This is a genomic window from Streptomyces sp. NPDC001351 (assembly GCF_042896045.1).
GTDB lineage: Bacteria > Actinomycetota > Actinomycetes > Streptomycetales > Streptomycetaceae > Streptomyces.
Genome location: NZ_JBIAWS010000014.1, coordinates 1 through 13,510 on the forward strand (window position 1 = coordinate 1; position 13,510 = coordinate 13,510).

Genomic DNA, 13,510 nt, shown 5'->3' on the forward strand with positions numbered 1-13,510 from the left:
TACGCAGCAGCGTGCCGATCAGCCCGCCTCACCGCATCAGGAACTGGCCGCGTTCATCCGTACGCGGGTGGGGACGTTCAGGTGTACGCCGACACCAGGCCACTCCTCGAACACCTCGCCACGGTCGCCGGCCACTCGCCCGAGGCACTCGAGCGCGCCCTGGCCGACGCCAGCGCCCTGGGTGGCGCCAACAGACCACGCCGCCGCCTGCCCAGGAAGAATCCCTTCGCCCGGCGCCAGGACCTGGCGCACCGCATCGCCCAAGAGGCCCTGAAAGGCACACGGGTCCACACGCTCGCCAAGCGCTACAACCTCCGCTGCTGGGATATCCGCTTCGCCCTGGAGACCCCACGCCTGACCACCACAGAGACGGGACAGCTGGCCGACCCGATCACGGGCGAACTCGCCGACCTGGTCGAGAACATGATCAGCAGAGGGCTGAACAAGAGGCAGATCTGGATCGAGCTCATGGACGACCACGACTACCTGGTCAAATACCACAGCATCCGCCACTACATCGACTACACGCGATCCGGCAGACAACGCAAGAAGCGGTCAGCTTCCCCCTTGACATCCAATCTAGTCGCCCCAGGTCAGCGCACTGCACGCGACTAACTTCGATGTCAAAGGACAGTCACCAGCCCTACGCACAGCCGACCGCTGGCGCAGTCGGCACGGGGCGCGTCGCCAGCCGCTGCAGGCTACTCAGAGGTGCTGCTCACCTTCTTGAAGCTCCTCAACAGACCGAGCAGGGGCCAATGCTGCCGTACGCCATTCGTCGCCCCTGGCGGGGAGGCCGCAGTCAAGGGTCACCGCGGCAACCGACACGCCCTTCATCTGTCGCTGCGTCTCCGCCTCCCTCTCCTGGTGCAACCTCACTTCGGCGAAACTGTGGGCGCGGGCCGGACACTTCCGCTGCTTTGAGTGACCCCAGCGATCGCAGTGGAAGTAGGCCGTGAGGAAAATCCCAGCAGTCCTGGGGGTTTGGAGGTACTCGGCTACGAGTTGCTGATCCAAGGCCGTTTCGAGTGCTGCGTTCCAGCAGCCCTTGCATTCGATGACTACCTTGATGGGGTCGTTCCCGGCCCCTTCTTGGGTGGGCACTTCGATTTGAATGTCGGTGCGCAGGCCCGGGAAGCCCGGTCTGCGGACCTGGACCTCTCGGTTGACGACGACTCGGTGGCCACCGATGTCGTGCAGGAGGAAGGTAGTGACGACATCGCTGAAGTCCTCTTCCCAACACGGCCACCATTCAGAGTGGTTTACTCCGGCTTGGTCTCGGTTCCACAGCGCCGTGATGAGCCCGTTGGGGCGGTGCAGTGCCTGGGCGAAGCGTTCGAGTGACTCCAGGACGATGTCCTGGAGGTGTCTCTCGTCCGCGATCCAGCGGAGTCGCGCGGTGTCGGCGAGTCGGATCAAGTGCTCGGGTTCGACCGGCACGGCGTATCGGGCGGCCGCAGCAAGCGTGGTAGTGCGGGCCTCGACACGCAGCCGCCAGATGGCCGGGTATTCGTCAGCAAGAGACCGCAGTTCGGCGGCAGCCTCCAGGGTGCCCTTGTGGGCGAGGATTTTGGGCAAGGAGCGAGCCATCTCGAGCAGTCGGTCGTCGTCGCCGACGAAACCGGAGTGCAGGGGAGCATTGGCCACGTCGTCGATGCCTATGTGGTTCACGAGCAGCCGATACAAGTCCGCGAGGCTGCCATCCAGCAGCAGGCCAGCGGCTGTGGGCCAGCTTCCCGGCGGAGCGGGCAGGCGCGTCAGCGCTTGCAGGTACGCCTCAAGGGTGGCCGGGGTGTCGAGTCGGCGCCTGATGAGTGGCCAGAAGGCCGGAAGGACTGTGAGATGCAGAAGGGCAACTGCTGCCAGCATCCAGCGCACGTGTTCTGGTGACTGTGGTGCGTGGTCCGATGGATCGTCGGTCAGTACAGCAGCCAGCTGGACCGATGCGTTCGTGTCCCCTCGGACCGCGAGTTCGCTCAGAACGCCCTGCCATTGCTCCGGTCGGCGGTCTTCGTGAGCGGCCCACGTCAGCAGGGCGTGGCGAATCTCGTCCTGCGGTAGCTCCGCAGACGCACGGGCGATGGTCCGGACAACATCGTCGCGGACGCCGTCAAGGACCTCCGTCATCAGCCGGGCAAGCTCGCCCTCGGCCCTGCTCGTGCACACGAGAAGCAGCCGCTGTTGCATCTCCTGGGCGTCACCATCGGCGTGAAGGCTGGAGAGGGCGACGGCCCATCCGGCCCACCGGCCGGGTTCGGCCGGGATGGCGGGGAGGGAGTCAAGGAGACCCAGTGCCGCGAGTTCGGGGGCGTTCGCAAAGCCGAGGGCTCCATGGGGAATCAGTCTCTCGGCACTCAACGGCTGAACAACACACAGCACATAGTGGGCGGCCTGCAGGAGAAGGCTGTCCAGCTCCGTGCCCGCCGACGGCCGAGAGGGTGCCTTGGTCACCGCCATGAGCCACGAGTTGTCCCACTTGGGAGACGAGCCGTCTGCTGTGCGGTGAAGTTCGGCGACAACCCGCCCCCAGGCACTCCTTACCTCGTCGGGCCCTGCGGCAAGGACACCAGCGAGTGCCTTACCCAGGGCGGCTTCGTCATAGGTGTTCCGCCGACGCTCGGCCTCTTCCAGCTCGCGTTGCTCTCGCTCCCACGAGGCCTCTTCTGGCGGATTGTCCCAAAAGGCCGTGGCCACGTGCAGACTCGGGTGGGAAGCGCGGGCTGCTCGGGCCCGGTCCAGGTCGGCTTGGTCTTCAGGTGGCGGGAAGGCAACGGCCAGGCGTGCGAGCCTCTCGTCGATCCCGGACAGCAGGTCCCAATGCTCCATCCAGTACAGGGCGTCTTCCCGGGGAAGCAAGGCCCTGGTGAGTCGTCCCATGTGCAGCGCGAAAAGTTGCTCGTCGGTAACCCGAGTCATCAGTGCGGAAGCAAGGGTGCGGCGGACCTCGACGTCCTTGCCGAGCGCAGCTGCCAGATCCTGCAACGGGGTATGTACGTGCTGACGCAGAAGGAGTTCATGACGGTCGGCGAGACCCACCAGAGCTTCCGCGGCCTCGGACAGCAAGGCGTCAGGGGTTGATGACTGGCCGGCGAGGCTGACGGCGCGGGCAAGAACTGCGATAGCCAGTGTCGTGCTTCCGCCCTCTGTCGTGTCGCAGCAGGTGTTGCGGGCCCAGTTAACGGCTTCTTCCACGTCCGTCGCGTGGATGAGCTCGGGGATCTCCTGGCGCAGCATGTAGGCACGGCCGATCAAGTCCGGCTCCGGGTCGCGCGCGTGCCCGAGAAACTCCGTCAACGTGATGTGGTGCGGCCACAATTGTCGCAGCGCCGCCGCCACGACCTCCGGGGAGTCGTCGTTCATCAGCTCCCGCATGCGCTCGACAGCTTCGGTTTGCGGCTCGGTGATGCCGAGCAAGGCCGAGACTCTGACGTCCGTGTAGGCGTCCTGGTCTTCGGCGAGCGCCAGCAGATCGGGCGTCAGCTCGGGCCGCCGACAAGCCCGGGCCATGCCAACTGCGCCGAAGAGGAGATTCACCTCTGTGGTGGCGTTCAGGTGCGGGCGCAGCTGGTTCGCGATTTCGGGGTGGTCCAAGCGATGAAGTGTCGTGTTGTCGAGTCTTATGGTGTCATCGCTCTTGAGCAGGGCGAGAAGCGCCTCGACGACGCGGCCCCGGTCGCGCTCCTTGCGCCGAGGGAGGTCGGCGAGGAGTAGAACCAGCGGGTCATCGCGGAGCAGGTCCTCGAACACCGTCGTGCTCGTGTTGCTGCGCCAGGCAGCTACCTCCTGATGGGCGGGCAGGACGTGCCGGGACGGCCCGTCGCCGATCCACAACAGTTCTCGTTCCACTGCGGGCTGAATCTCGCGGGCGCGCAGGAACTCGGCGGCAAGGAATTCCCGGTAGCTCTTGTGCACGAACGCCCAGCGATAGTCGCCGAGTGGAACCAACAGACTCGACTCGGTGAGCTGACTCAACTCATTCATCGTGCAGGGCACCGGGCTCCCAAGAGGTCCCGGCTCGTTGCCCGACGCCAAGCGGGACAGCTCAAGGTCGGCAACGGCCGATTCCGTCGACGGAGACCCTCCATCCACGAGCACCGTGTACGGGCCGAACTGCAGAGCTGCGGCAACCCGTGCCGCCGCTGCGAAGAGGGTCTCGGCCGTCGCCTGCGTGCGCCGCAGTTCCGTGCGCTTGGGACGACGGATCTCCTTGCACAGGTGCAGGCACGCCTCGTGGTACGCCTCCGCGGTCGAGTCGGGCAGGCTTCCACGCGCCGTGTAACTCGTCAGCATCTGCCGCAAGGTCATCGGGTGGGTGGCCAGCGCCACCAGACCTCGCTGCTGAACCGCCCTGCAGAAGGCTGTGGGGTCTTCGAGGCCCACGGTGTCGGCGGCGAGGACCACGTCATCCCGCGACAGCGGCGCCAGACCGACCATCTCCACGGCGTCCGCCGGCCAGAACCGCCTAAGGCCCGTCTCCAGCCCGCTCGGCCACCGAGCCGAACGGCAACTGATGCGCAGTCGCAAACTCCTCCTGGCCTCGTCCACCAGATCCTCCAGCTGCTCGACGATCAGCTGATCCAGATCCGGCAGATCGTCCAGCCCCTCGTCCAGGCCGTCGAGAAGCACATGCCACTCGGTCGCCTCCGCGGGCGGCTGGAACACCGCGCCGAGTTTCGCCGCAGCGCGGCTCGCGTCGGTCCCGCAGTTGCCGAGGTTGAGCCGTCGCACCACATGGCCTGCGGTCTCAAGATCGCGATGTTCCTGTTCCAACGCGAAAGACTTGCCCATTCCCCATTCGCCACGCAGGACCAGCAGCGAAAGGGCCCGCTCGTCAGCCAAAGACCGCCCGGGAGCGACCCCGGTAAACGGAGACAACAGCGGCCAGCCGTAGCGGTCCGACTCCGGAGGTTCCCCGAGCGGAAAAATTCGCCGTCTCCACGGCAAACACGGCCACTCCACGCTTCGCCACATCCCAACAGTCTTCAACCATTCCTCACCGCTCTACACGGCGCTCACACGATAGGCCTCACCACTGACAGAGCTCCCCCTCGGGCGACTTCCTCCGTACCTCGACCGCTGCAGCCGGAGGCAGCCCGCAGTCGACACCCGCCAATGCCACGAGGTGCGGTCCACCGCAACAGAGCGGCCATGACTCGCTGAGGGCAGCGACGGTGACCGGCTGACTGCCGGAACGGCGTCACCTACGGGACCAGCTCTACACCCCTACCTGGTTGCGTCGGCATTTCCAGGGAGGTTGCCGACCTCGGCGAGGGCTGCGTCGATCAACGACTCTGCGATGGATCGCGCGCACGCGGCGGTGTGGCTGCTGTTGAGGGCGGGGCCGCGTGCGGCCGCGCCGTCGAAGAACAGTGCCAGTCGCTCACCGAGGGTTTCCGGATCCGCGGCCCCGGCCTGCCGTGCGATGTCCGAGAGGCGGCGGGCGAACTCGCCCTTGTACGCCGCGGCCAGTTGGTGGGCGGAATGCCCAGGGTCGGGTACTTCAACGCTGACGTTCAGGAACGGGCACCCCCGGAACGGAGCGGTGGTTTCCGGCGGCTTCCAGTCGAAGACGGCGAGCAATTGCTCACGCGGGCTCGAGGTCGGTGGGGCGGACGGCGGGGGGACGGGGAGGAGGTCGTCGCCCAGGGACCGCAGGTATGCCCCGACCAGCTCGTCCTTACTGGGGAAGTGCGTGTAGAGAGTGCGCGGTGACGCCTCCCTCGTCATCCAGCCCGCCGTGCCTGTGGCCTGAGCCGCGGATCCTGCCGCCGACGGCCCCTGCCGTCGACGCCATTCTCCGTTCCGCTTCGTGTGCCTGGTGCGCGACGGTGCCGTGTGGCGGTCCGTGGCAGATCCCACCCAGCCGTCACAGCGCCATCGTGTCGATCGTTGGCGAAGCAGAGGGACAACGCGCGCCTTCGACCTCCTGGGCAGGAACGGTTGGCCGAGTAGGTGAGGGACTGGGGTATCAGCACTGCTGAACCTAGTCGCCGGACAAAAGCGTGAGGGCTCCCGACCACAGCACGTCCGGGTTGATGTACTCGGGGTGGAAACCCGTCATCCCCTCAAGGAACTCCATCGTTGTGGTGGAGTTCTTCAGTTGCCGGTCCGCAGCGTCGAGGTAGCGCCTCGTGCGGCCGATGTGGGGCCGCGTCGTCCGGGCGGGCCGGGTCTTGGTGGCCGGCCACCACGAACTCCACTCCGAGCGCCTTCACTTGGCGGGGTGCCCTTCGCGCGTCGCGGCCACCACCCTCGGATTCCGCGAGCGAGAGGTGCACGCCGTTGTAGACGACGCCCCCCTCGACGGGGACGAGCGCGTGCCCCTCCAGACTCAGTCTGCCGACCGGCGCACTTTTCGTGGAGCCCGGTCGCCCAACCCTCCGAGCAACACCACACAAACCGCTCGGCGAACGTGGTGACGAACCTGCCGGGAACGAGCACCTCGATCACGGTCAGGGACTCGGGTGTTGCCCCATGCTCGACCCAATTGACGCATGGCCTACGAACAGGGCGCCCCCTGCCCACCACAACGAGTCCGCCGGATGGCATACGGCCCGGCAAGCCGACTTCACCATAACCGGGGCATAGCGCTATACCTCGGGGCGATCCCCTAGAGCCGTTAAGCCCGTTTCCCACCGTTCTGCTCCCGGACGGTGTCGAACAGGGACGTCAGAGTGGGACTTGCCGCGAGACTGCCCAGCAGGACGTGAAGCGACTGCCGTTCCGTGGCACCCAGGTCTGCGAGGATTTCGCCGTCGAGATCTACGAGTGTGTGGTTGAGGCGGGCCAGGACCTTGCGCCCTTCGGTGGTGATGTCCACGGCGTAGCGGCGACGATCCTGCGGATCTCGTGTCCGCTCCGCGTATCCGGCGCGCTCCAGGTCGTCGAGACTCGTCACCATCGTCGCGGGGTCGATGCGCAGGAACGAGCCAAGTGCCAGTTGCGGCATCGCACCGTTGTCCGCCAAAGCCTGCAGGACGCTGTAATGCCGCACCCGCAGGCCGGTCCCGCCAATGCCGTCCTCGGCGATCCTGAACGCCACCTGCCCGAGTTTGACCAGCAGGCAGATGGTGTGTTCGGCCACTGTCCCCGGAACCAGCGGAGCCTCGGACATCGTTTATCCCGCCCATGGTTAGTCGTACGTATGGTCCTGTCCATCGTACGAGAAGGCCCGAGGCACCAGGACCGCTGCAGGCCGGCGGGATTCCCCACCTTCCGCCGGCTTACGGCCGGTGCGTCCTGGGTGCTCAGCCGACGATGGCCCGACCGAAGATCTGCCGGGCTATGACCCACTTCTGGATCTCGTTGGTGCCCTCATAGATCTCGCCGATCTTGCTGTCCCGGTAGATCGCCTCGACGGGGCCGGGGCTGCCGTCGGCACCCAGTTCGCGCGCGAAGCCGAGGCCTCCGAAGGCCTGGACGGCGTCGCGCGCCATGTCCACCGACAGCTTGGTGGCGTAGTACTTCGCCATCGCGGCCTCGGGCTCCGGGGACGGGTTGCCCGCGTCCAGGCGCAGGGCGGCCTTGGTGTAGAGGGTGCGGGCGTTCTCGATCTCGGTGGCCCGTTCGGCGAGCAGGAACTGCCAGTGCTGGTTGGCGGCCACCGGCTTGCCGAAGGCGTGTCGCGTCGACAGGTGGGCCACGGTGTGGTCGAAGGCGGCCTGCGCCATGCCGACCCCGGCAGCCGCGATGCCGATCCGGCCGTAGGTCAGAGTGGACAGTGCATGGCGCAGTCCGTGTCCCTCGGCGCCACCGAGGAGATCGTCGTCGGTCAGGTGCACATCCGTGAAGCGGACGTCCGCGGTGAGCTGGCCGCGGTTGCCCATCTTGCGGTCGGGAAGGCCGACCTCCACTCCGGGAAGCGCCGTGTCGACGATGAACATGCTCAGCCGGGTGCCGGTGCGGGCGAGAACCACCACGAACCCGGCGACGGGCGAGTTGGAGATCCACCGCTTGTGGCCGTTCAGCACCCAGCCGGCCTCGGTGCGTATCGCCTCGGTCTGAACCGCCTGCGGGGACAGGTCACTTGAGGCATCCGGCTCGGTGGTGGCGAACGCGCCGACCACTGAGCCCTCCGCGACCTTTCGCAGCCATCGCTGCTGCTGCTCCTCGGTGCCCTGCCGCAGGGCGTTGCCCGCCAGGATGCAGTGCACGTCGAAGACGGCCGCGACGCTGCTGGAGTAGTAGGCCAGTTCCTCGATGGCCGCGGCGGTGGCGCTCGCCGGGTGGGTCAGACCGTCGCCGCCGACCTCGCTGGGGAAGGGGATCCGGAAGACCCCCGCCGACGCAAGCCCGTCAAACACCTGCCGGGGGAAGCCGTCCGTGCGCTCGTCGCCGCCCGCGATCGCCACGGCGTGCGGAGCCACTTCGTGCTCTGCGATCCGGCGCACGGCAGCGCGAACGGACTGTGTCTCTTTGGGGGCCAGGAGCTCGTGGTAGAGCCGGTCGATCTGGCGTGCGGGAGTGGAAGTCATACGCGGAAGATACCATTAGCATCGCGTACGATTAGCTCGGCAATCTATTTTGGAGGTTCGACCATGACACAGACGCTGGCCGACAAGACCATCCTGATGTCGGGAGGCAGCCGCGGCATCGGACTCGCCATCGCTCTGCGCGCGGCCCGCGACGGTGCGAACGTGGTGATGCTCGCCAAGACCGCCGTGCCGCATCCGAAGCTCGAAGGCACGGTCCACACCGCCGTTGACGAGATTGAGCGCGCGGGCGGCAAGGGGCTGGCCGTCGTCGGTGACGTCCGCGACGAGGACGATGTGCGCACCGCTGTCGACGCGGCGGTCAGCGCCTTCGGTGGCATCGACATCGTGGTGAACAACGCCAGCGCGATCGACCTGTCGTCGTCGGAGCAGCTGGAGATGAAGCGGTACGACCTGATGCAGGACATCAACACGCGTGGCACGTTCCTGCTGAGCAAGGCCGCTATCCCGCACCTGCGCAAGGCGGGCAACCCGCACATCCTCACGCTCTCCCCGCCGTTGAACCTCGCGCCGCACTGGGTGGGGAAGCACCTCGGTTACACGCTGTCGAAGTACGGCATGAGTCTGTGCACCATCGGGCTCGCCGAGGAGCTCGCCGCCGACGGCATCGCCGCCAACTCGTTGTGGCCGAGGACCCTGATCGACACGGCCGCCGTGCGCAACGTGGTCGGCGGCGCCGGACAAGCCCGTAGTCCGCGGATCATGGCTGACGCCGCGTACGCCATCCTCACGCGTGACGCGCGGAAGTGCACCGCCAACCTGTTCATCGACGACGAGGTCCTGTCGGACGAGGGCGTCACCGACCTGTCCGTCTACAGCCCTGCCGACTTCGAAGGCGATCTCGCGCTCGACATATTCGTCGATCCGGCCTGATCCCACACTGCTCAGTCGATGAACGCGAGGGCGTTCTCGATGCCCTTCTCGAGGACCTCATCGGCGAGCTTCGAGTCGAAGGCGGCGCGGGACAGCTGCAGCGACCCAGGCCTTCGCAGCGGTCGAACTAGTCGATCAGGGCGCGGAGGGACATCCGACGCCGCACTGGTCCCGGTGCTCGGGCGACAGATAGCCGAGAACGAGATCCTCGAAGCTGGGCAGCCGGGCCGCCGGGCCGCAGAGTGCCGTGCCGCCTGCATGCGTAGCTCCTCTACGACGACGTTGGCGACGAGGTCGGCCCCTTGATGCCACAGGATCCTCTGACGCCACAGGATCCTCCGTTCATTCCGCAGGGCCATTGCCTTGCACGTCATCCCGAGCCTATGGTCTGTCGAATGTAATGCTATGACTCACATTTGATGGCGCCGTCAGAGTCAGAGATGAGGCATGCCGTGAGTGAGGTCCCCTTCCAGCCCGCAGTGGAGCAGTCACGCGCGCTGGCCGCGGGTGAGATCTCGAGCCGAGAACTCGTCGAGCTCTATCTTGAGCGGATCGCCACCCATAACACCGCGTTGAACGCGGTGGTGACCCTTGACCCCGAGCGGGCCCGTCGCGAGGCCGGGGAAGCGGACGCCGCGCGGGCGGCCGGGCGAGACCTCGGTCCTCTGCACGGTGTGCCGATCACGGTCAAGGACAGCTTCGAGACAGCCGGGATGCGCACCGTCTGCGGGCGAACAGACCTCAAGGACTACGTGCCCGACCAGGACGCCGAGGCGGTCAAGCGGCTGCGTTCGGCCGGTGCCGTGATCATGGGGAAGAGCAACATGCCTCCGGGTAACCAGGACGTCCAGGCCGACAACCCGGTGTTCGGTCCTTCATCGAACCCGTGGGACACGACCCGTACCTCGGGCGGATCCGCCGGGGGCGGCGCCGTCGCCACCGCCGCGGGCCTAACGGCGTTCGACTTCGGCTCGGAAATCGGCGGATCGACCAGGATCCCGTCCCACTTCAACGGCCTGTACGGGCACAAGTCGACCTGGCGGTCCATACCCCTCATCGGGCATGTGCCCTACGGCCCGGGCCCGGGACGATGGACCGAGGCCGACATGGGCTGCGGCGGCGCGCAGGTCCGCGACGCCCGTGACCTCGTCCCGATCTTGCGGGCAACGGTCGGGCCCGCCGACTACGACGGCGGTTTCAGCTACACACTCGCACCGCCGCGCGCGACCAAGCTCGCCGACTTCCGGGTCGCCGTCTGGAGTGAGGATCCCGCGTGTCCCGTCGACAGCGACGTCGCGGCAGCCGTGGACGATGCAGTCACTGTGCTGCGGGCGGCCGGCGCGAAGATCACGGTCCAGCCCGCCGGCCTCCCTGTCGACATCGCGACGAATCACGGGAAGGCTTTCCAGCCCCTGCTCTTCGGCGCGGGCGACCGCACCGGCCTCGCTCCTGCCTCCAGCGCCGCGGTGCTGGCGCGGTTCGTCCAGCACCCGCGGGGTGACGCCGGTCCCGCCCTGCTCGGAACCTTCCAGTCCCACTATCACTGGCTGCAGGCCCACATGGTGCGCAATGAGATCCGGCAGCGATGGTTCGAGTTCTTCCAGGACTTCGACATCGTGCTCATGCCGGTCACCCCGACGGCCGCCCCCGCCCACCACAACAAGCTGATCGACTGGTTCGGGCGGCCATTCGAAGTCGAAGGTGTGCGACGCCCTTACTGGGACCAGGTCAAGTGGAGCGCCGTCGCCAACGTCTCCGGGGGGCCGGCGACGACCATCCCGGTGCGCCGAGGCAGGAGCGGACTGCCCATCGGTCTGCAGGCCATGGGCCCGAGCGGGGGCGATCTCACCACCATCGAGTTCGCCGCCCTGCTGGGCCGGGAAGTAGACGGCTTCGTGCCGCCTCCGGCCTTCGTCCAGACCCCCACCACTGGACCCTGACCACCCGCCCGATGACCCCGAAGAACGACGATGCACGGCTTGAGCCGCAACGCGTCACGACTGCTGACGGATTCCGCGTCCCGCTACCCGGAACGCACCGCGATCGTCTTCGGCGACGACCGCATCACGTACGAGGCCCTCGACGCCGCGGCCAACCGGGGGGCGAACCTGCTCGTCTCGCGCGGGATCCAGCCCGGGGACAAGGTCGCGCTGTCCTGCCCCGATTCTCCGGCATCTACTTCGGCATCCTCAAGGCCGGCACCGCGGTCGTGCCGCTGAACGTGCTGTTGCAGGGCCGCGAGGTCGCCTACCACCTCACCGACTCCGACGCGAAGGGCGTACTTCGCCTTCGAGGGCACCCCGGAGCTGCCGATCGGAAAGGCCGCCTGGAAGGGATTCCGCGAGAGGGCGGACTGCACCCAGTTCTTCCTGATCGAGAGCGGCGGCGCGCCGTAGTCCGGGAACGAGACGCCGGAGTCCTACACCTCGGTCGTAGCCGAGCAGCCCGTGACGTTCCGGACGGTCGAACGCGACGAAGACGACACAGCGGTAGTCCCCTACACGTCCGGCACCACCGGCCACCCCAAGCGCAGAGCTGCGTCACCGCAACGTGTATGACAACGCGCTCGCCGGCATCGACCTGTTCGTTTTGAGGGGGCAGCGCCCTGTTACATGTTGATCATGTGGCCCGCGAGGCCGTGGACGGCTTCCTTGACCGCCTCGCCCAGGGTGGGGTGGGCGTGGACGTTGCGGGCGACCTCATGGACGGTGAGGTCCCACTGCTGGGCCAGGGTCAGCTCGGGAAGGAGTTCGGTGACGTCGGGGCCGATGAGGTGGCCGCCGAGGAGTTCGCCGTACTTGCCGTCGCTGATCAGCTTCACGAAGCCGCCCGCGTCGCCCAGGCCGTGGGCCTTGGCGTTCGCGGTGAACGGGAACTTGGCGACCTGGACGTCGTACCCCTTCTCCCTCGCCTGCGCCTCGGTGTAGCCGAAGCTGGCGATCTGCGGCTGGCAGAAGGTGGATCGCGGGATCATCACGTAGTCCAGCTCCATGGTCTCCGCGTCCGCGATCGTCTCGGCGGCGACCACGCCCATCGCCTCGGCGGCGTGCGCGAGCATCAGCTTCGCGGTGACGTCGCCGATGGCGTAGATGTGCGGTACGGAGGTGCGGCAGCGGCCGTCCACGTCGATCGCGCCGCGCTCGGTGACGCGGACGCCGGTGTTCTCCAGGCCGTATCCGGTGACGTTCGGGGCGAAGCCGATGGCCTGCAGGACCTTGTCGGCCTCCAGCACCTGCTGGGTGCCGTCCTTGCCGGTGACGGTGACTCGGACCTGCGGGCCGGACTCGTCGATCGACTCGACGCGGGTCGAGGTGAGCACGTCGATGCCCAACTTCCGGTACTGCTTGGCCAGTTCGGTGGAGACCTCGGCGTCCTCCAGCGGGGCGATACGGTCCAGGAACTCGACGACGGTGACCTTGACGCCGTAGTTGTGCAGCACATAGGCGAACTCGACGCCGATGGCCCCGGCGCCGGCGATCACGATCGACTGCGGAAGGTCCTCGGCGAGGATCTGCTCCTCGAACGTCACCACGCGCGCGCTGCGCTTGGTGCCGGGCAGCAGCTTGGGGGTCGCCCCGGCGGCGATGATGCAGTTCTCGAAGCCGATGGTGCGGGTGTTGCCGTCGTAGTCGGCCACCTGGAGTGTGTGCGGGTCGAGGAACGAGCCGCGTCCGCTGATTTCGGTGATCTTGTTCTTCTTCATCAGGTAGTGGACGCCCTTGACCCGGCCGTCCGCGACCTTCCGACTACGGCGGAATGCCTCCCCGTAGTCGAAGGAGACCTCACCGTCGACCTTGATGCCAAAGGTCTTCGCCTCGCGCGTGAAGACGTGCGCCAGTTCGGCGTTGCGCAGCAGGGCCTTGGTGGGGATGCAGCCCACGTTCAGGCAGACGCCGCCCCAGTACCTCTCCTCGACGACTGCTACACGCTTGCCCAGTTGGGCGGCCCTGATGGCGGCCACGTACCCGCCCGGGCCCGCGCCGAGTACGACGACGTCGAAGTGCTCACCCTGCTCGTCCATGGACCGTTCCTTTCCCCTGGGACCGTCGACTCCATGTCAGTGGCCGACTCGCTCCCGATCGCACAACCTGTTCATCAGCTCAGTCGCTGTGGTTCAACGTCCCGGTGCCGTGATCCATGCCCGC

General features: G+C 67.1%; 10 protein-coding genes. 5 read left to right on the forward strand and 5 right to left on the reverse strand.

The window, feature by feature from the left end:
* Positions 1-81: 81 nt before the first annotated feature.
* The gene (locus ACFY1U_RS38605; RefSeq protein WP_390698722.1) at positions 82-615 is read left to right on the forward strand and encodes a hypothetical protein; all 534 of its coding nucleotides are present in this window, start codon (positions 82-84) and stop codon (positions 613-615) included.
* 90 nt (positions 616-705) lie between these two features.
* On the opposite strand, the gene ACFY1U_RS38610 is transcribed toward ACFY1U_RS38605, so the two are convergent.
* The 4 genes from ACFY1U_RS38610 to ACFY1U_RS38625 form a co-directional block, all read right to left on the reverse strand.
* Positions 706-4,839 (reverse strand): hypothetical protein, encoded by a 4,134-nt coding sequence (locus ACFY1U_RS38610; protein WP_390698723.1) that lies wholly within the window; start codon positions 4,837-4,839, stop codon positions 706-708.
* Positions 4,840-5,223: 384 nt separating this feature from the next.
* Complete coding sequence (locus ACFY1U_RS38615) at positions 5,224-5,727, reverse strand: TetR/AcrR family transcriptional regulator (protein WP_387861823.1); 504 nt, start codon at positions 5,725-5,727, stop codon at positions 5,224-5,226.
* A gap of 892 nt (positions 5,728-6,619) precedes the next feature.
* On the reverse strand, positions 6,620-7,084 hold the full coding sequence (locus ACFY1U_RS38620; RefSeq protein WP_390698724.1) for a MarR family winged helix-turn-helix transcriptional regulator: 465 nt from the start codon (positions 7,082-7,084) through the stop codon (positions 6,620-6,622).
* A gap of 163 nt (positions 7,085-7,247) precedes the next feature.
* The gene (locus ACFY1U_RS38625; protein WP_067257809.1) at positions 7,248-8,474 is read right to left on the reverse strand and encodes an acyl-CoA dehydrogenase family protein; all 1,227 of its coding nucleotides are present in this window, start codon (positions 8,472-8,474) and stop codon (positions 7,248-7,250) included.
* Positions 8,475-8,537: 63 nt separating this feature from the next.
* On the opposite strand from ACFY1U_RS38625, the gene ACFY1U_RS38630 reads away from it, so the two are divergent.
* From ACFY1U_RS38630 to ACFY1U_RS38645, 4 genes are all read left to right on the forward strand, one after another.
* The gene (locus ACFY1U_RS38630) at positions 8,538-9,365 is read left to right on the forward strand and encodes an NAD(P)-dependent oxidoreductase (protein ID WP_067257806.1); all 828 of its coding nucleotides are present in this window, start codon (positions 8,538-8,540) and stop codon (positions 9,363-9,365) included.
* Positions 9,366-9,817: 452 nt separating this feature from the next.
* Complete coding sequence (locus ACFY1U_RS38635; protein WP_390698725.1) at positions 9,818-11,305, forward strand: amidase; 1,488 nt, start codon at positions 9,818-9,820, stop codon at positions 11,303-11,305.
* Positions 11,306-11,344: 39 nt separating this feature from the next.
* Complete coding sequence (locus ACFY1U_RS38640; protein ID WP_199832775.1) at positions 11,345-11,584, forward strand: AMP-binding protein; 240 nt, start codon at positions 11,345-11,347, stop codon at positions 11,582-11,584.
* Positions 11,585-11,812: 228 nt separating this feature from the next.
* On the forward strand, positions 11,813-11,923 hold the full coding sequence (locus tag ACFY1U_RS38645; protein WP_324613857.1) for an AMP-binding protein: 111 nt from the start codon (positions 11,813-11,815) through the stop codon (positions 11,921-11,923).
* A gap of 50 nt (positions 11,924-11,973) precedes the next feature.
* Here ACFY1U_RS38645 and lpdA read toward each other — a convergent pair whose 3' ends face one another.
* Positions 11,974-13,386, reverse strand: a complete 1,413-nt coding sequence (lpdA, locus tag ACFY1U_RS38650) for a dihydrolipoyl dehydrogenase (protein ID WP_390698726.1) — start codon at positions 13,384-13,386, stop codon at positions 11,974-11,976.
* Positions 13,387-13,510: the final 124 nt, after the last annotated feature.

Excerpts from the sequence above, each read along its gene's own strand:
- ACFY1U_RS38625 (WP_067257809.1), bottom strand. The coding sequence starts at position 8,474 with ATGACTTCCACTCCCGCACGCCAGATCGACCGGCTCTACCACGAGCTC.
- lpdA (WP_390698726.1), bottom strand. The coding sequence starts at position 13,386 with ATGGACGAGCAGGGTGAGCACTTCGACGTCGTCGTACTCGGCGCGGGC.
- ACFY1U_RS38615 (WP_387861823.1), bottom strand. The coding sequence starts at position 5,727 with ATGACGAGGGAGGCGTCACCGCGCACTCTCTACACGCACTTCCCCAGT.
- ACFY1U_RS38630 (WP_067257806.1), top strand. The coding sequence starts at position 8,538 with ATGACACAGACGCTGGCCGACAAGACCATCCTGATGTCGGGAGGCAGC.